The sequence below is a fragment of the Corynebacterium neomassiliense genome, from assembly GCF_900626215.1.
GTDB lineage: Bacteria > Actinomycetota > Actinomycetes > Mycobacteriales > Mycobacteriaceae > Corynebacterium > Corynebacterium neomassiliense.
This window is the reverse complement of record NZ_LR131106.1, coordinates 1,821,946-1,839,407: the sequence shown is the minus strand read 5'-3', so window position 1 is coordinate 1,839,407 and position 17,462 is coordinate 1,821,946. Positions and strand designations below refer to the sequence as shown.

General features: G+C 68.1%; 15 protein-coding genes. 5 read left to right on the top strand and 10 right to left on the bottom strand.

Annotation, left to right across the window (positions count from 1 at the left end; translation table 11 throughout):
* Window positions 1-159: 159 nt before the first annotated feature.
* The 10 genes from adhP to E0E18_RS08020 form a co-directional block, all read right to left on the bottom strand.
* Complete coding sequence (adhP, locus tag E0E18_RS08065; RefSeq protein WP_066585394.1) at window positions 160-1,185, bottom strand: alcohol dehydrogenase AdhP; 1,026 nt, start codon at window positions 1,183-1,185, stop codon at window positions 160-162.
* A gap of 314 nt (window positions 1,186-1,499) precedes the next feature.
* On the bottom strand, window positions 1,500-2,315 hold the full coding sequence (locus E0E18_RS08060) for a hypothetical protein (protein ID WP_130840151.1): 816 nt from the start codon (window positions 2,313-2,315) through the stop codon (window positions 1,500-1,502).
* Window positions 2,312-3,061, bottom strand: a complete 750-nt coding sequence (locus tag E0E18_RS08055) for an ABC transporter ATP-binding protein (RefSeq protein ID WP_130840148.1) — start codon at window positions 3,059-3,061, stop codon at window positions 2,312-2,314. Before E0E18_RS08055 ends, E0E18_RS08060 begins: the two co-directional genes overlap by 4 nt.
* Window positions 3,062-3,070: 9 nt before the next feature.
* Complete coding sequence (locus E0E18_RS08050) at window positions 3,071-3,829, bottom strand: MTB12 C-terminal domain-containing protein (protein WP_130840146.1); 759 nt, start codon at window positions 3,827-3,829, stop codon at window positions 3,071-3,073.
* 39 nt (window positions 3,830-3,868) lie between these two features.
* Window positions 3,869-4,600, bottom strand: a complete 732-nt coding sequence (locus E0E18_RS08045) for a helix-turn-helix domain-containing protein (RefSeq protein ID WP_130840144.1) — start codon at window positions 4,598-4,600, stop codon at window positions 3,869-3,871.
* Window positions 4,597-5,064, bottom strand: coding sequence for a cupin domain-containing protein (locus E0E18_RS08040; RefSeq protein ID WP_130840142.1), 468 nt, complete (start codon window positions 5,062-5,064; stop codon window positions 4,597-4,599). Before E0E18_RS08040 ends, E0E18_RS08045 begins: the two co-directional genes overlap by 4 nt.
* Window positions 5,057-5,866, bottom strand: a complete 810-nt coding sequence (locus E0E18_RS08035) for a class I SAM-dependent methyltransferase (RefSeq protein WP_227871125.1) — start codon at window positions 5,864-5,866, stop codon at window positions 5,057-5,059. Before E0E18_RS08035 ends, E0E18_RS08040 begins: the two co-directional genes overlap by 8 nt.
* 325 nt (window positions 5,867-6,191) lie before the next feature.
* Window positions 6,192-7,586, bottom strand: coding sequence for an ATP-binding protein (locus E0E18_RS08030; RefSeq protein WP_066585374.1), 1,395 nt, complete (start codon window positions 7,584-7,586; stop codon window positions 6,192-6,194).
* Between the two features lie 184 nt (window positions 7,587-7,770).
* Window positions 7,771-8,427 (bottom strand): DNA-3-methyladenine glycosylase, encoded by a 657-nt coding sequence (locus E0E18_RS08025; protein WP_130840140.1) that lies wholly within the window; start codon window positions 8,425-8,427, stop codon window positions 7,771-7,773.
* A 5-nt stretch (window positions 8,428-8,432) separates the two neighbouring features.
* On the bottom strand, window positions 8,433-10,442 hold the full coding sequence (locus E0E18_RS08020; RefSeq protein WP_130840138.1) for an FAD/NAD(P)-binding protein: 2,010 nt from the start codon (window positions 10,440-10,442) through the stop codon (window positions 8,433-8,435).
* A 200-nt stretch (window positions 10,443-10,642) separates the two neighbouring features.
* Here E0E18_RS08020 and E0E18_RS08015 point away from each other — a divergent pair, with 200 nt between their 5' ends.
* Genes E0E18_RS08015 through E0E18_RS07995 form a run of 5 tightly spaced genes read left to right on the top strand, consistent with a single transcriptional unit; the run spans window position 10,643 to window position 17,337 of the window.
* Window positions 10,643-12,361 carry a TIGR04028 family ABC transporter substrate-binding protein gene (locus E0E18_RS08015; RefSeq protein WP_130840136.1) on the top strand — a complete coding sequence of 573 codons (1,719 nt, stop codon included), beginning with the start codon at window positions 10,643-10,645 and terminating at the stop codon, window positions 12,359-12,361.
* Window positions 12,362-12,363: 2 nt separating this feature from the next.
* A complete protein-coding gene (locus tag E0E18_RS08010; RefSeq protein ID WP_066585367.1) occupies window positions 12,364-13,320 on the top strand; it encodes an ABC transporter permease in 957 nt (318 codons plus the stop codon).
* Window positions 13,317-14,135, top strand: coding sequence for an ABC transporter permease (locus E0E18_RS08005; RefSeq protein WP_174217087.1), 819 nt, complete (start codon window positions 13,317-13,319; stop codon window positions 14,133-14,135). Before E0E18_RS08010 ends, E0E18_RS08005 begins: the two co-directional genes overlap by 4 nt.
* On the top strand, window positions 14,132-15,925 hold the full coding sequence (locus E0E18_RS08000) for a dipeptide ABC transporter ATP-binding protein (RefSeq protein WP_130840134.1): 1,794 nt from the start codon (window positions 14,132-14,134) through the stop codon (window positions 15,923-15,925). Before E0E18_RS08005 ends, E0E18_RS08000 begins: the two co-directional genes overlap by 4 nt.
* Window positions 15,922-17,337, top strand: coding sequence for an alkylhydroperoxidase domain protein (locus E0E18_RS07995; protein ID WP_130840132.1), 1,416 nt, complete (start codon window positions 15,922-15,924; stop codon window positions 17,335-17,337). Before E0E18_RS08000 ends, E0E18_RS07995 begins: the two co-directional genes overlap by 4 nt.
* The last annotated feature ends 125 nt before the right edge of the window (window positions 17,338-17,462 follow it).

Genomic DNA, 17,462 nt, shown 5'->3' with positions numbered 1-17,462 from the left:
CCCTCTGCTGATGTACAGACGTACACGTACATATGTACATGGACATTTGTACATCAGTCCGGGGAGTGGGACAACACTGCCTGCGTGGACGCAGAAAAAGGCCGCCCCGCACAACGGGACGGCCTCTGGTCCGGTCGGGGGACCGGCCGGTGACGGATCTCAGTAACGGATCGCCATGCGTCCGTCGATCTGTCCCTTCACCATCTTCTCGAAGACCTCGTTGACGTCCTCGAGACGGCACTCGTGCACTGTGGGGTGGATGAGCCCGCGTGCGTAGAAGTCCAGGGCTTCCTCGAGGTCCTGGCGGGTACCCACCAGTGAGCCCCGGACGGTGAGTCCGTTGAAGACGATGTCGAAGATGGGGGCGGGGAAGTCTCCCGGGGGCAGTCCGTTGAAGACGATGGTGCCGCCCTTGCGGGCCATGCCGATGGCCTGGCCGAACGCGGCAGGGTGGACCGCTGTGACGAGGATACCGTGCGCGCCACCGTTCGTGTACTCCTGGACCGCGGCGGCAGGGTCGACCTCGCCGGCGTTGACGGTGAACTCTGCCCCGTGCTTCTTCGCCAGCTCCAGCTTGTCGTCGGCGATGTCCACCGCGATGACACGCATGCCCATCGCCTTGGCGTACTGCACGGCGATGTGGCCGAGACCGCCGACCCCGGAGATGACCACGAACTGTCCGGGCTTCGTCTCCGAGACCTTCAGTCCCTTGTAGACGGTGACGCCGGCGCAGAGGATCGGTGCGACCTCCAGCGGATCCGAACCGGCGGGGATGCGGGCACAGTAGCGGGTGTCGACCAGCATGTATGTCCCGAAGGAACCGTCGACGGTGTATCCGCCGTACTCGGCGTCGGGGCAGAGGGTCTCCCAGCCGGTGCGGCACTGCTCGCATTCACCGCAGGCCGACCAGAGCCAGACGTTGCCGACAAGGTCACCGACGGCGACGGAATGCGACCCCGGCCCCAGGGCGACGACTTCCCCGACACCTTCGTGACCGGGCACGAAGGGCGGTTCAGGCTTGACCGGCCAGTCGCCGTGGGCAGCGTGGAGATCGGTGTGGCAGACGCCTGAGGCGATGAGTTTCACGAGTGCCTGGTGGCGGTCAGGGGTGGGCAGTGCGACATCTTCGATGACGAGAGGGGCGCCGAACTCTTCGACGACGGCTCCGGTGAAAGTCTCGGTCACGGGGTTGTCCTTCCGGTCGGGGTGGGTGGTGTGTCCTGCACGCTAACAGCAGCCCCGGTGTGACAGCCATGACTTTCCGGAGACTCCCCGGAATGCGTGTCCGTCTCCGGCCCGTGGGGACTGTCCGTCGACCGGGTGTCCGCTCCGGCGCGACAGGAAAGACACTGGTGGCGGGGGTGCTCCGGGGAGGCGGCCACCGGAGGGTGATGCGGAGGCGCGTCGTTGGACCGTGGGGGTGAACAGGGGTGGTTTTGAAGATGAATCAACCGGGGTATTGCTGGAATCGGTCAGTGGATATATCCACACAGTTGTATCTACAGTTCAATCTTCTGCCCCGCCCTCAGTCGCACCGCACCCAGTCCCACCAGGACCGTTGCCACGACAAACACATAGAGCAGGGCACCGTCCGGCCCCCACGCGGGGGCCAGTGCTATCTCCTGCCCGGTCGCGTACTGGCCGTTGAGGAAGGGCATCCAGCCCAGTGCCTCCGCCCCACCGGGGATGTAGGTCACCGCACTCTCGACCAGCAGCGACCACAGGGTCAGCACCGCCACCGACGCCGCAGGCACCCGCACCAGGGCGCCGACCCCTACCCCGATCCCTGACGCCGCCACCGCGTAGGCCGGCACCGCCCACAGGAATCTGAGCCCCTCGGCCGAGGCCACGTCCACGGTCCCGTAGACCCCCGGGAAGACCCGCGGCAGGACCAGCAGCAGAATCACGGTCGCCGCCAGGGAACAGCATCCGGCGACGATCCCGGTGACCAGCCACCGTCCGCACAGGTCCGCACCTGTCCGCGGCAGTACGTGCCGGCGCAGTTCCCCGGCCGCGCCCCGGGTCGAGGTGGACTGGGCGTACGCAGCCACCACCGCATGGACGGTGACGCCCAGCGAGATGACCCAGAACAGGGAGTTGGTCGTACCGACCTCACGCACCCGGATCAACGCCTCGCCGATGCCCGCCGACCCGTCACCGGAATCCCCGTGCAGGGTCTCCGCGACCGCCGCCACGGCGAGGCTGACCAGCAACGGCAGGACCAGGCCCAGGGGGAGGGACGCCAGGAGAAGGGGACCGCGGCGTCCTCCCAGACGAACCAGTTCGGCCGTGGCACTGCGTCCTAAGGCAGTCATCTACGCACCTCCGCTGATCCGGCGGCACGGGGAACCAGGGTGACCACGGCGTCCTCCAGTGAGGCATGTTCCCCGCGGACCTCGGCGACCGTCCCGGACGCCGCAACCCTGCCCGCCTCCAGCAGCAGCACCGAATCTGCGGTCTTCTCCACCTCGGCGAGGTGGTGGCTGGCCACGATGACGCACCGCCCGCTGTCGGCCAGGTCGCGGAGCAGCCGGCGGAGCCACAGCACGCCGGCGATGTCGAGGCCGTTGAGGGGTTCGTCGAGGACCACGTTGCGTGGGTCACCCAGCAGGGCGCCGGCGATGCCCAGACGCTGGAGCATGCCCAGGGAGTAGCCGGACACTGTGTCCGTGGCGACCGCGTCGAGGCCGACCTGGGTGAGACGTCGGTCAGCCTCCGCGGCGTCCAGACCCGAGGCGGCGGCGAGCCACCTGAGATGTCGCCGGCCCGTGTGCCCGGGGTGTACGGCGGTGGTGTCGAGGAACATGCCGGTCACCCGTCCCGGCGCATCCGGGGAGTCCGGTGCGCCCGGTGCAGGACCGTCGACGAGGACGCGCCCGGAGGTCGGACGCCGTACCCCGCACAGCAGCCGGAGCAGGGTGGACTTCCCCGTGCCGTTGAGCCCCAGGACGTAGGTCACGTGCGAGTCGGGGAAGGTGTGGCTGACACCCCGCAGCGGCGTGACCGGATGTCTGCCGGACAGGTTCCGGAAAGTACAGGTCAGATCGGTGGCGGTGATCACGGCGACCTTTCAGGCGTTGCAGTAGACGGGAAGTCCGACAGTCCGGACCCCGGTGCAGACCGAGGCACTGGACAGCCGCCACGTCCCGTCGCGGTAGACGAAGGTGACCGGGAGGGTCACGTCAGGGATGCCCTGGGACCATGCGTGGAGTTCGGCGGTGGCGGTGTCTCCGTCGCGCTCCACCGGTCCGGTGACCTCCGAACCGCCGCGGGGCGCGCGGAACAGTCCCGCCCGGTAGACGGTCTGCGGGACGATGACGGCGTCCGGGCTCTCCAGGTGACGCTGCTTCTCTTCGTCGGGCGCGTCGGTGGCGGTGAGCAGGTGCACGATGTCGGTGAGTTCGGCGGCTGTCGGGGTCGGGACACCGTCTGTGGCGCCGTCTGTGTCTGCTCCGCCTTCGGTGCCGGAGGGTCCGTTGTCTCCCGCCGCCGACGCCCCGTCAGCTGAGCCGGGTCCCGGGGCTGACGCCGGGCCGGCTGAAACGCCGGCTGCCGGGACGCCGGAGGAGGTCGTCGGGGAGGTCGGCGACGTCGACGAGGTCGGGGAGGCGGAGGTGCGTGCGGTGGAGGAGGTTCCCCGGGACGCCGACGGCGACTCTGTGACCCGGCCGTCCGCGCCGAGGACGACGGTCTGTCCGCCTCCGCCGGCGTGCCGCAGGGCGAGGATGCCGCAGGTGATGATGAGGACACTGGCGAGCACCGCCCCGACGACGGAGAGCAGGACTGTCGTCCGGTCGAAGGAACGGCGGGAGGGGTCTGGTCCGGGCATGGTGTCTGTTTCCGTTCTCCCGGACCGGGGCCCGGGGTGTCAGGGTGTGGCGGGTGGAGAGGATCCGGCGGGTGTGGCGGGGTTGAACCGCAGGGCCACTTCGCAGTCGCCGTAGCGGGGGTCGGGTCGGGAGGTCACCTTCCAGTCGGTGGGCCGTCCGGAGTACGCGGCGAGCGCCTGTTCCACGATTCCGCGTTGGATACCCCGCGCGACCTCGGGACGGTGCTGGCCGAGGATCCGCAGCGGACAGGAGCACACCCGGATCTCACGGGTGCCGAGCATGCTGCCCGTCTCGCGGACCTCGAAACCCAGGGCGGTGAGGACCCGGGTCGCGGCGTCCAGAGGGTCGTCCGGCTCGTCGCTGTCCCGTGGGGCGGTGGGCTGGCCGGTGACGGTGGACGCCCAGATCCGGCCGGCCTGCGCGGCACGGTCCTCGCGTTCGGAATCCGAGTCGGCCAGTGCTTCGACCAGGGCCGCCAGCAGGGAATCCTTCGGGGTGCAGGGGGCGGGGAGGTACTGCTTGCGGGGACGCCCCCGGCCGTCGCCGGAGTCGGCACCTGTACCGGCCGATGACGTGGGCGAGGTTCCGGACTCTTCGACGATCTGTCCGGATTCGACCAGTCTTCTCAGATGGAACCGGACGGTCGAGGGATGCAGTCCCAGCCGGCCGGCCAGTTCTGCGGCGGTGACGGACCCTCCGGTCCGGGTGTTGTGCTCCTCGACGGCGGTGAGGACCCTGCCCCGGGGTGACGGTTCAGTGGCGGAACTCATGTCATGATAGTGCCCCCTGTCCGGCCGTCGTCGGAAACCGGCCCGCCCGGTATGAGCAGTGTGACCGTGGCCGGGCCGGTGGCCCGGAGGCTGTGCACCCGTCCCGCGCTGATGCCCAGGGCCTGACCGGGACCCAGGGTGACGGTGGCGTCGCAGCCCCGCCCTCCGCCTCCGTCTCCTCTGCCTTCTCTACCGCCGGCCGGTCCTCCGGCCACCGTGACCTCGACCTGCCCGGTCTGCCCCATGACGAGCACCGGTCGTGCCGTCCTGTGGTCGGCCATGACGTCACCGTCCCGGAAGGCGATGCGGACCACTGAGAAGCCGTCGGGCTGTCCGACCTTCTTCACTGACGGCGTCGCCCGGTCACTGCGGTGGTGGGGCAGGTCGCCGGCCAGTGGGACGGTGCCGGGATGGGCGTCCTGCAGACCGTCGAGGAGGGTCCACCCGCTGCCGGTCTCACCCACGGGAATCACCGGCGGGAACTTTCGTGGCGACGACGGCGACGGCTGCCAGACTGTCGCTGTAGGTGTTGAAGACCTTCCGCATGGCGAGGACACGCCTGCGGGCGCCCGGGTGACGCAGCAGGTTGAACAGTATGGTGGCCACCCCCTTCACTCCCTCGTCGGCGAGGTTGCGGCGCGGTTTCAGCAGTTCCATGCCGTTGTGGTCGACGGAGGTGACCTCGAAACCGTGGGAGGTGAGCAGACCGGTCCACTCCTGTGTGGTCAGAGGGCGGGCGTTGACCTTGATGGACCGGGCGAGGGCTCTGCGGATCTCGGTCTTGGCGTCGTCGTCGAGAGTGTCGGGTTCCAGACAGAGTTCGTGGATGGCGTACCGGCCGCCGTCGCGGAGCACCCGGTGGGCCTCGGCGACGATGGCGTCCTTGCCTCTGGCCCCCTGCATGGTGAGCATGGCTTCGCCGATGACGAGGTCGGCGGAACTGTCGGGGAGACCGGTGCGGGAGGCCTCGCCCTCGGAGACTTCTCCGGCGGAGCCGACGACCTGCCGGGTCAGCACGACCGCCTCGGGGTCTTCGTCGACGCCACGGTAGGACGCCGGGTGTGCGTCAAGCAGCAGGCGGGCGGTCTTCCCCAGGCCGGGGGCAAGTTCGACGACGTCTGCCCCGGCGGGCTGTGCCGCGTGGATAAGCCGTTCGGTGAGTTCACGGCCGCCGGGGCGTAGAACGCGCTTGCCGAGGCGGGCGAGCAGCCAGTGGCCGGGCAGGTCTTCGACGGGGCGTTCCGGCATGGGCAGGGTGTCTGGCACAGGGGACCTCCGTGGGGGACGCCGACCACACCGGCCGGCTATTTATGAGGATGATTATGCTCATAATAACTGATATGAAGGCAGGCGAGCCTAAGTGTGGGATACCTCACCTGATGCGGTGATGCGGTGGTGCAGTGACCTCGATCCTGTCGATCTACTTGATAGATCTATCAAGTAACCCTTCAAGTAGGCCTTCATCTGGCGACGCGTAGCCTCGTATCCCCAGGTCAGAGCTTGTGTTCACTTGTCATCCGGGCCTTCAAGTAACCCTTCAAGTAGGCCTTTACACGCTGGTAAGGAGTCGATTCCGGGGTACTGGAGGGGCTCAGTGCAACGGGTCAGGGGTAGACCAGGTGGCCCGCGGGTCCCGGGGCGACCGGCCGTCCCAGGTCACCAGTCCCTCGTCCCGTAGTGCTTTCAGTGCCTGTTGAACTGCAGGGCGATTGATGGACAGACTGTTGACGATGTCTCCTGTGCCCATCGGTGCCCGGGTTTCGCGGAGTACGCCGAGAACCTCGTCGGCATGCTTGGGGAGGCGGTCCATGACCGCAGGGTCTACGGCTTGTTCGACGCGGAGAATCAGTGTGACGGTACCGCTGGTCTGTCGGTACTCCGGCTCGGTGAAGCCGCCGGCCTGCATTTCCTCGTAGATGCGTCGGATTCCCTCGCCAAGTTCCTGTCCGATCCCGAGGTCGATGGCGACCCGGGCGATGAGAGGGTTACGGGCGAATCTCGCGATACTCAGCGGATGCCGTGGGTCGGCGAGCCCGGGGAACCTTCCCGGGCTGGTGATCTCGATGCGGTCCGGAAACAACTCGACGCGGATATGGTCCCCGGCCAGGCTGTAGGAACGGTGCAGCACGGCATTGACTATCCCCTCCAACCAGGCATCTTCGGGGAGAACCGGTTCCCAGGTGAACGCGCCTCCGGTATCGAGGTGTCGTCGACGCGGTAGAAGTCGCCGGATAGCGGTGACGGCATCGCGGATCATCGTGGGAAGATTCCCCTCGATCCGAACGTCTTCGACGAGGTTCTGTCGTTGACCGGTTTCGCGCCGGGGGCTGTCGAACTTCAGGACGCGGATAGCGGCGTTCGGAAAGAACTCCTGTGGGTCTGTTCCGAAAAGAAGCTCGGCGGCGACTGTGACGTCGCCGCTCCTCGTGAGAAGGTGGCGTCCGGAAAGGGCAGTTTCGGCGCTGCTGGCGCCGATGCTGGACGCATAGGTAGCGAGGGCCTGGTCGGAGAGATCAGACACTTCGGCGCCACGCACCGGCTGGGAGTCGAACTGACGCTCTCCCTTGCTGTACTGGAGCTCCAGCCTGTCGTCGAAAGAGAGCTTCATGGACTGATCGCCTACCCGCAGGTAGCAGTTGCCGTCAGTACTTTCGTGGACCCGTTCGCTGGCGGGGACGTCGATCAGGCACACCTGTGCCGGAGCGCCTGATGAGTCGGTGCAGTCGAGTACGAAGAATCCGTAGCGGACCGTCGGGCTGACGTGCTCAATTCCCACCTGTCTGAGCCTGCTCATCTGATCTGCGGTCGGGGCTCCCTCTAACTGGCCGCCGTGGACACCGACGGCGATCGTTCCTCCGTCCGAGTTGGCGAAGGCGATGATGGTTTTCGCCAGATCCTTGGCGCTGATCCGGTAGCTTTTTCGGTCGAACCACTGGTCTTCGGGTGCGCTGATCACGGTGGTGCAGTTCCACACTGGCGTGTCCATGGAACGGAACTCTACCGACTTCTACTTGATAGATCTATCAAGTAACCCTTCAAGTAACCCTTCAAGTAGGCCTTCATCTGGCGACGCGTAGCCTCGTATCCCCAGGTCAGAGCTTGTGTTCACTTGTCATCCGGGCCTTCAAGTAACCCTTCAAGTAGGCCTTCAAGTAGAGACAGGCAGGGGCTCACACACCTTTCGGACGCCCCCGCGGTGAGGTCACCGAGCGGTCGCCGGGGATCCAGAAGCGCAACGGAGCATCGACGTTCTTCGAGATGCCGATCCGTGGACCGCTGACATACTCCACCGGGGACGCCGGGGGAGTGAGGGTGAATTCCGCGGCATGATCGCCGACCCCACCGGCGCCGACCTCACCGGCGACCACCGCCAGCGTCGCTCCGTCGAGGTCCAGGTCCAGCCCGAGCACCGCGCCGAGGTTCCCCGGCCCCCGGGCCAGGGCGTCATCGTCAGGGACCACGGGAACACCGTCCTTCATTCTGGTCCTCCGTGCCCGGGCGACCTCCGGCCCCTCGACCACACGCCCCGCCCGCATCAGCACCCCTGCGCCCGTTCCGGCCTTGCGGCACACGATGTTCCCCGCCCGGTGGATGCCGTAGCTCGCGTAGACGTAGAGGTGTCCGGGCGGGCCGAACATTGTCGCACACCGCGGCGTCCACCCGTTGGCCGTGTGGGACGCCGCGTCCCCGGCCCCCGGATACGCCTCCACCTCCGTGAGCTGCACGGCCACGGCACGTCCGTCGGGGGACACCCGGCGCAGCACCGCACCGAGCAGCAGGGGTGCGACGACCTCGGGGGACGCCGTGAGATCCGGGTACGTCGCCACCGTGACTACCCCAGGGCGATCCGCAGCGCCGACACCGCCGCGGCATCCGTCTCCTGCAGCATCAGCGGATCAGTGTGCGGCATCGGTGAGATGGTCATGTCCGCCCGGAAGTCCAGCAGCGGGATGCCCAGCAGGTGAACCCTGGCGTCGAGGGAACCGTCCGGATGAACCAGCCTGCCGGAGGCGAGGTCGACCTCGGGTGAGGAGGTCACCGGACCACCGGCGGCGTCCGTCAGTGCGAAGGGACGCAGACGACCCTCCAGGCGCAGCTGACGGGTCAGTGGATCTGCCGAGGTCCGGACATCGGGCTTGTGCAGCCAGGCGTCCACCAGCGTCTGTGCGTGGACGACCTCGTCCCCGGTCGTGGGGGAACTCATCGCGAAAGCGGGCTTCTCCGGGTCGACGACCACCGTCGGGTGGGCGCCGAGGAACCTCACGTGACCGGAATCCACCAGGCAGAGCAGTTCTGCGGTGCGGAACGCCGGCGGGCCCGACCCGACCATCTGGCCCACCCTGCGCAGCTCGGCGTACTCCGCGCGGCGGGACCGCAGGGTGAACCGACCGGGTTCGTCGGCGACCGCGGCGGCCTTGCGGACCGCGCCGATGACCTTCAGTCCCGCCTTCACCGCCGACCTCGTACCCAGCCGGGCCTCGTGGAGATCCTCGCTGAGCCGGTCGGCGATCCACGCGGTGAAGTCACCGGCGTCCCTGTCGTAGGCGGCCACCGGATCCGCGTAGAACACCAGGTTGAACCGGTCCGCCGGGTCAGGGACGAGAGCTGCCAGCTCGGGTAGCTCATGGAGACGCCACGGGTCCACGGCAGGATCGTCGATGAGAGAGGTGACCGCCGCCAGTCTCTCCGGGTCGGCGTCGTGTCCGGGGCAGGTGCCGCCGAAGAGGGTGGAGTAGTAGGCCGCCTGCGCGTCCCGGAGTATCGACGGCCACAGCTCCGCGCCGAAATCGACGGAGTCGGCCGGGGCGTCCTCGGGGAGCCGGGCCAGCGCGGCCCGGAAACGGGGCACCGGAGCCGGGGACGGAAGAGCGTGGAGAACAGGTTTCGGCTGGTAGGGGTATCCGTGGTGGGACGCCACGACGAGGCGCGGCTCCCGTCCGGAAGGATGGTAGGTCAGTCCGGACCGGGTCGAGGGGTCGGGGATGAACCTGCCGCCCCGGTCGACGGTGGCCATCGCCATGAGGTCGAAGAACCCCATCCCGAGGCCGCGGACCAGGACATCCTCCCCGGCAGGCAGGTCGGCGACCTCCTGGTCGGCGGGATTGGCGGGGCGCACCCAGGTGAGCTCCGGGTGCATCTGCACCGATGTCGCCGTGAACCCCTCCAGGGCATCAGGTTCATTGGCTGTCCAGCCCGGGGCCAGGACCGTCGCGTCGGCGAGGACTGTCGTCCCTCCGGGGCCGGTGGCGTCCCCGCTGGTCTGTCCTGTCAGGGTGATCTCGTCGCGGACCACACCGTCGGGGCAGGTCACAGGAGTGATTGCGGTGGCGCGGGCCTGGTGGACCTTCACCTCGAGCTGCCGGGGGAGGCGGCTGAGCACCACGGAGAACACCCACCGCAGGTACTCGCCGTACAGGGCGCGCGACGGGTGGGACTCCGGCTTCATCCCGGCGATCTCACTGTGGAACTCTCCGCGCACCATTGCCGGGTGGGAACGGTAGAGGGCGGTCTTGGCGCCGTCGGGGTCGGCGTCGGTCGGGAGGGTGTCGCCCCGGAGCAGCTCCGCCCATTCGTACATCGTCGGACCTTCGAGCACCGGGGCGGTGACACTGGACCCGGGTTCGGTGAACAGGGTCACGGCGTCCGCCAGGGTGTTCATGCACAGGGTGCGTGTCTGGTCGGTGCGCCACACCCTCCCGGCCCCGGGTTCGGTGTCGTCCACGACATGGACGGTGACCTGTCCCTCCGGTCGCGTCCCGGACCGGGCTTCCAGCTGGGCCGCGATGCGTTCGAGAACGGAGATGCCGCGGGGTCCTCCCCCGATTACCGCAATGGTGCTCATGAAGGTCCATGCTAGTTGCCCCCGCCCGTGAGACCTGTGACAGGCTTCACGGGCGGCTCGGGGCGCGCGGGGACGCCGCACGGTGATACGATGACAGGCTGAATCGAAACAGACAGGTCTGTCCGTCCTGTTCGCCCGGAATTCTCCGGGACACCCCGGAGCACCGGACCGACTCCACCGGCCTGAACGGCCGGGACAGAATGACCATCTTGGGAAGACCATTGACACACACCCCGGGCCACAGAAGGTTCCCCGCGAAGATCCTCGCGGTCATCACCGCCCTCGCCACCACCGTCGGCCTCACCGCCTGCGGTACCGACGAAGGCCCCACCCCCCACGAACTCACCTACCTCGAGTCGCTGCCGTTCCAGACCCTGTACCCGCCGACAGCGGGCTACTACCCGAACGGCGGCGTGGTCAACAACATCACCGACCGTCTCCTCTGGCAGGATCCCGACACCCGCGAGCTCTACCCGTGGATCGCCACCGATCTCCCGGAGGTCAACGGAGACGCCACCGAGTTCACCTTCCACCTGCGGGACGACGTCACCTACTCCGACGGCACCCCCCTCACCGCGGAGAATGTCGTGGCGAACTTCGACCTCTTCGGCAAGGGCGACAAGAGCCGCAAACTGACCTCCTCCGAACAGATCAGCACCTACGACCACGGTGAGGTCCTCGACGATCACACCGTCCGCTTCCACTTCACCGACCCCGAACCGGGCTTCCCCCAGGCGACCAGCTCCTTCAACGCCGGACTGCTGGCGGACGCCACCCTGAAGCTCACCGACGAGGGCTTCGCCCCGGGCAACGCCCGCAACGTCATCGGCTCCGGTCCCTTCGTCATCACCGGGGAGGAACGGGACACCGAACTCACCCTCTCCGCCCGGAAGGACTACAACTGGGCACCCCCGGAGCTGGGACGCCGCGGCCTGAACACGGGGCGTCCCGACCTTGACACGGTCCACATCGTCGTCGCCAAGGAGGACAGTGTCCGCGTCGGCGGGATCCGCTCCGGGCAGGGTGACGTCGCCCGGCAGATCGAGGCCCCCGAGGAGAAGCACCTGGAAGAGGCCGGGATCGGCATCCTCTCCGCACCGACCGCCGGGGTGAACAACCAGATCGACTTCCGTTTCCGTCACCCGCTGCTGTCCGATATCCGGGTCCGGCAGGCGATCATCGCCGGAGTCGACAGGAAACGCATCCTGTCCTCCCTGTTCTCGGCGTCCTACCCGTTGGCCACCTCAGCCCTCGCGGCGACCGCCAAGGGCTACCGGGAACAGAAGGACGCCTACATCTACGACCCCGCACGGGCGGAACAACTGCTCGACGCCGCGGGGTGGGTCCCCGGTGCCGACGGCATCCGGGTCAGGGACGGCCGACGGCTCACCCTCACCGCCAATGACGCCGCCGCCCAGCCGCGCACCAGGGAAGTGGTGACCATGGTGCAGGAACAGCTCAGGAAGATCGGCATCGACGTCCAGCTCTACCCGGGCGACGTCGCCGCACAGAAGGCCGCCCAGACCGACGAATCGACGATCCAGCTCAACGTGACGATGGTCGGGCGGGCGGACTACGACGTCATCAAGTCGCAGTACTACTCCGACGACCGGAACCAGCTGCTCAACATGCACCCGGACGGATCGATCGGGGACGAGCATCTCGAGGAACTGCTGCGCAGGGTCTCGTCCTCGCCGACGGAGCAGGCCCGTGCCGACGCCTCCGGTGACGTCCAGGACTACCTCACCGAGCAGGCGTACATCCTCCCGATGTTCGAGGAACCCCAGGTCTACGGGGTGCAGCCCTATGTGCACGGCTTCCGGGCCGAGGCCATCGGCCGACCGTGGTTCTACCTGACCAGCGTCGACGCCGGACAGGCCGCGGCAGCAGACACAACGGCAGGGAACGGGGAGAAGTAGAGATGACCTTCACAGCAGTCCTCCGGCGCGCCGGTGCCGCGGTCCTCGTCCTCTGGGCGAGCTTCACCCTCGCCTTCATCCTGCTCACCGCCCTTCCCGGTGACGCCGTCTCCACCCGCTACGCGGACCCGGAACTCGGTCTCTCCCCCGAGGAGATCGCCGAGATGAGGGACGCCTACGGCTCCGATGAACCCGTCCTGACCAGGTACTGGAACTCCCTGACCGGGGTGCTGCACCTGGACTTCGGCAACTCACTGCACACCGGGGCCGACGTCACCGACTCCCTCCTCGACGCCCTGCCCGGCACCCTCGCCCTGGCCCTCACCGGCTTCCTGCTCGCCGTGGTCATCGCCGTGGTCGTGGCGGTCACCGCGACCTCGCTGCCGGACAACCCGTTCTGCCGCCGGCTGTCGGGTCTGATCCGGTCCGTGCCCCCGCTGTTCATCTCACTGCCCGCATTCTGGCTCGGCATCATCCTCATCCAGGTGTTCAGCTTCTCCCTCGAATGGGTGCCCGTCATCCACGCCACCACCGTCCAGCAGCTCATCCTGCCGTCGGTGGCGCTGGCACTGCCCCTGTCGGCACCGCTGGCGCAGGTCCTGCTGCGCAGCATCGACGATGTCACCGCCATGCCCTTCGTCACCGTGGTCAGGGCCCGCGGTGCCGGGCCCGCCTGGGTGCTGTGGCGCAACGTCCTGCGCAACGCCGTGCTGCCCGCCATGACCGTCGCCGGACTGACCTTCGGCGAACTCGTCGGCGGCGCCGTCGTGACCGAGGCCGTGTTCTCCCGTGCCGGTATCGGGGCGATGACCGTGGACGCCGTCTCCAACAGGGACACTCCCGTCCTCATGGCGGTGGTGGTCCTCGCCGCCGCCGTCTACGTCGTCATCAACCTGGTCGTGGACCTCCTGTACCCGGTACTGGACGCCCGACTGCGCACGAAGAAGGCACGCGCATGAGAAAACTCGCACACATCCGCCCCGGGGTCTGGCTCTCCGGCATCGTCGTCCTCGTCGCAGTGGCCTGGGCGGTCGTCCCCGGCCTGTTCGCCTCCGGGGACCCCACGGAATCCGGCACCACGGCCCCCCTGCTCGCCCCCTCCGGCGAGCACTGGTTCGGTACAGACTCCGTCGGCCGAGACCTTTACACCAGGGTCGTGTGGGGTGCCAGGCACTCCCTGTCCGGCGCCCTCGTCGCCGTCGCCGTCGGCATGGTCGTCGGTACCCTCCTCGGACTGCTCGCGGGGTCCTTCCGTGGCCGGGTCGACGCGGTGATCATGCGCGTCGTCGATGTCCTCCTCTCGATCCCCGCCCTGCTGCTCAGCCTCTCGGTGATCATCCTGCTCGGCTACGGCACCGTGAACGCCGCCGTGGCCGTGGGAGTCACCAACGTCGCGATGTTCGCCAGGCTCGCCAGGTCAGAGGTCCTGGGAGTGGCGTCCTCCGATTTCGTGGAAGCGGCCTACGGTTCCGGCGGCACCGCCTGGTCGGTGCTGTGGCGTCATATCCTGCCGAACTCCCTCACCCCGGTCCTCGCGCTCGCCGCCCTGCAGTTCGGCAGTGCGATCCTGCAGCTGTCCACCCTCGGCTTCCTCGGCTACGGTGCCCCGCCGCCCACCCCGGAATGGGGACTCATCATCTCCGAGGGACGTGACTTCATCGCCACCTCCTGGTGGCTGACCGTCCTGCCCGGCCTGGCGATCGTCCTGGTCGTCCTGGCCACCAACCACCTCAGTCAGGCGCTCCGGCGCATCGACGGGAAGGTCCTCCGATGACCGGCACAGACCGTGCACCCCTTACCTCCCACACCCCCGGCACGCCCGGCACGCCCGGCACCCCCGGGGACAGTCCCCTGCTCGAGATCAACGACCTCGCGGTCAGCTACCGCACCCGGGGCGGCACCGTCCCGGCGGTGAAGAACGTCTCCCTGACCGTGGGGAAAGGCAGGGTCACCGCCATCGTCGGTGAATCCGGCTCCGGGAAGACCACCTCCGCCATGGCGGTCCTCGGCCTGCTGCCCGGCAACGCCGAGGGCACAGGAACCGTCCGGCTCGACGGACAGTCACTCACCGGACTGACGGAACGGGAATGGCGCAGGATCAGGGGCAGGCGCATCGGACTGATCCCGCAGGACCCGAACAACTCCCTCAACCCGGTCAAGACCGTCGGCGAATCCGTGGGTGAGGGCCTGCGCATCGCCCCCCGCGCCGTACGGCTGTCCGCGGCCGACAGGAGGAGGAAGGTCCTCGACCTGCTGGGCCAGGTCGGCATCGACGATCCGGCACTGCGGTACAGCCAGTACCCCCACCAGCTCTCCGGCGGGATGAAGCAGCGCGCCCTCATCGCAGCCGCAGTGGCCACCGAACCCGACCTCATCATCGCCGACGAACCGACCAGTGCACTCGACGTCACCGTCCAGCGGGCCGTCCTCGATCTGCTCGACCGGATGAAGGAGGAGCTCGACCTCGGCATCCTGTTCATCACCCACGACCTCGCCGTGGCCGGGGACCGCTCCGACAACCTCGTCGTCATGCAGGCCGGGGAGGTCCGGGAATCCGGTCCGACCGCAGAAGTTCTCACCCACCCCCGCGACCCCTACACCAGGCAGCTGCTGTCCGACGCCCCGTCCCTTGCCGGGGCGACGGTCAAGCGCGGGTCACGGCGTCACCGCCCGGGTGCCGAACCCGGCACACCGCACTCGGGTACACCGGAGTCCGGCACACCGCAGTCGGGCATCCTGCTCACCGTGGACTCTGTGGGCAGGACCTTCGGCTCCACCACCGCCGTCGACGAGGTCTCCTTCACCGTCGCCAGGGGGACCACCCACGCCGTCGTCGGTGAATCCGGGTCGGGGAAATCCACCCTCGGCAGGATCGTCACCGCGTTCGAGCACCCCGACTCCGGTTCCGTGACCCTCCACGGCGAACAGGGTGACCTGCGGATCGACACTCTCGACAGGGCAGGACGCCGCGCACTGCGACGGCGCGTCCAGATGGTGTACCAGAACCCCTACAGTTCACTCGACCCACGACAGACCGTCGGCAGGATCCTCGCCGAACCTCTGAAGAACCTGACCGACCTGTCGTCCGACGCGATCCGCGAGAAGGTCACGGACATCCTCGGACGTGTGGCACTGGGCACAGGAACCGGTACAGGAACCGGGGCAGGAACCGGGGCGGGGGACATCGCGCAACGGCGTCCCTCCGAACTCTCCGGTGGTCAGAGGCAGCGCGTCGCCGTGGCGAGGGCACTGATCCTCGACCCCGAGCTGGTCGTCTTCGACGAGGCGGTCTCCGCCCTCGACGTCACGGTGCAGGCCCAGATCCTCCGCCTTCTCGACGAACTGCAGCAGGACCTCGGACTGACGTACATCTTCATCTCGCACGACCTGTCCGTGGTCCGCCAGATCGCCGACACGGTGTCGGTGATGAGCCACGGACGTCAGATGGAGACCGGGCCGACCGGGGAGATCTTCAGCAGTCCCCGCACACAGTTCACCCGGGACCTGCTCGCCGCCATTCCCGGACGCCGTTTCCGCCCCGACGGGCTTAGTCTGGGCCTATGACCGAAACCACCGCCTCCGCGGACATCATCGACTTCCTGGCCGGCCTCGACCCGGACTCGGAGATCTCCGGGCAGGTCGCCCGCCTCCGCCACAACCGTGCCCAGGCCCGCGACAATGCACAGCAGTCGTTCCACGCCCTGTTCGAACCGGAGACCCCGGGAGACTTCACCCTCGCCGAACGATATGCCGTGGCAGCATTCGTCTCAGGTCTGCACGGAGGCGCCACCGCCGGCGCCCGGGCCGCGAGCTTCTACACCGACCTTCTCGTCGACGAACTGGACGGGGACGCCACCCCGGAACAGGCCGACGAGTTCCTCACCACCCTGGCAGCCGTCGTCTCCGATGCACGCGCTCACGTCCACGGTTCAGGGGTCACCGCACCCTACGGCGTGTACCGTGAACCGGATCTCGCCGCCGAATCGGCCCCCGGCCCCGAGTTCCGCCTCCTCGACCGCCAGCGGGACACCTTCGGCCCACGACTGTCCGCGGCACTCGAGTTCAGTCATGTGCTCGTCCTGCACCCGCGCGACTCCCGGGCGGAACGCCTCAGACCGCTCGCGGCGGTGGGATGGTCCCCGACCGAGGTCGTGCGCCTCGCCCAGCTCGTGTCCTTCCTCACCTTCCAGATCCGCACCGCACACGGTCTCGGCGTCCTCGCCACAAAGTTCGTCCCCCAGGGTGACATCCGGCAGCCGGGCATGACAATCGGCGCACGCCAGGCGGACACCCCCCACCGCCCGCTGCACGCCGACCCCGCGCCGGGGACCGGGGTGGACGCCGGTTTCGAGGTCATCACCTACCCTGACCTGGTGCGACCCGCAAGGTTCGTCACCCACTCACTCGGCTGGGTGCCGTGGGTCCCGCCGGTGGAGGAGGCCGACCTCACCGACAGGCAGAAAGAGGCTCTCGTCGACCCGCTGCGCGCGAAGTCCGCCTACTTCCGGCTGCTCGCCCGCGACCCTGACTCCCTCGAGGCGCGCACACTGACCGACCGGGACATCTTCTTCAACGTCACCGACGGAGTCGGGCGAGCTGAACGTGAACTCTCCGCCGCGGTGACGAGCCGCTTCAACGGCTGCGTGTACTGCGCGTCAGTGCACACCGGACGGACCATCGCAGAATCCGCCTCCGACGGTGACGCCCGTGAGAAAGCGGACGCCGTCCAACGCCTCTGCGACGAGGGGGTGACCGCCGACCTGGGCTCGGACCTGTGGAATGCGGTCCGGGACGCCTCGGTCGCACTGGCCGCCTTCCCGGTGCGCTTCGGCACCTCCCACGTCGCCTCCCTGCGGGACGCCGGACTGGAGGACGCCGAGATCATCGACGTCATCAACGCGGCGTCCTTCTTCAACTGGGCGAACCGTCTGATGCTGTCCCTGGGCGAGCCGGAACTGCCGAAGCGGTTCCGCTGATAGTCGGTGCAGTCCGGCCGGAACGACTACGGGGAGAAGTCATGTACCTGGGTGGGGGAATGACTTCTCCCCGCTCGTAGTTTCACGTCGTTGCCCTTCACATGACGGGTATGTAAGGTTAGGTA

Bases quoted from the DNA above. Each gene is read 5' to 3' on its own strand.
- E0E18_RS08060 (WP_130840151.1), bottom strand. From the start codon at position 2,315: ATGACTGCCTTAGGACGCAGTGCCACGGCCGAACTGGTTCGTCTGGGA.
- E0E18_RS08050 (WP_130840146.1), bottom strand. From the start codon at position 3,829: ATGCCCGGACCAGACCCCTCCCGCCGTTCCTTCGACCGGACGACAGTC.
- E0E18_RS08045 (WP_130840144.1), bottom strand. From the start codon at position 4,600: ATGAGTTCCGCCACTGAACCGTCACCCCGGGGCAGGGTCCTCACCGCC.
- E0E18_RS08030 (WP_066585374.1), bottom strand. From the start codon at position 7,586: ATGGACACGCCAGTGTGGAACTGCACCACCGTGATCAGCGCACCCGAA.
- E0E18_RS08020 (WP_130840138.1), bottom strand. From the start codon at position 10,442: ATGAGCACCATTGCGGTAATCGGGGGAGGACCCCGCGGCATCTCCGTT.
- E0E18_RS08015 (WP_130840136.1), top strand. From the start codon at position 10,643: ATGACCATCTTGGGAAGACCATTGACACACACCCCGGGCCACAGAAGG.
- E0E18_RS08010 (WP_066585367.1), top strand. From the start codon at position 12,364: ATGACCTTCACAGCAGTCCTCCGGCGCGCCGGTGCCGCGGTCCTCGTC.
- E0E18_RS08005 (WP_174217087.1), top strand. From the start codon at position 13,317: ATGAGAAAACTCGCACACATCCGCCCCGGGGTCTGGCTCTCCGGCATC.
- E0E18_RS08000 (WP_130840134.1), top strand. From the start codon at position 14,132: ATGACCGGCACAGACCGTGCACCCCTTACCTCCCACACCCCCGGCACG.
- E0E18_RS07995 (WP_130840132.1), top strand. From the start codon at position 15,922: ATGACCGAAACCACCGCCTCCGCGGACATCATCGACTTCCTGGCCGGC.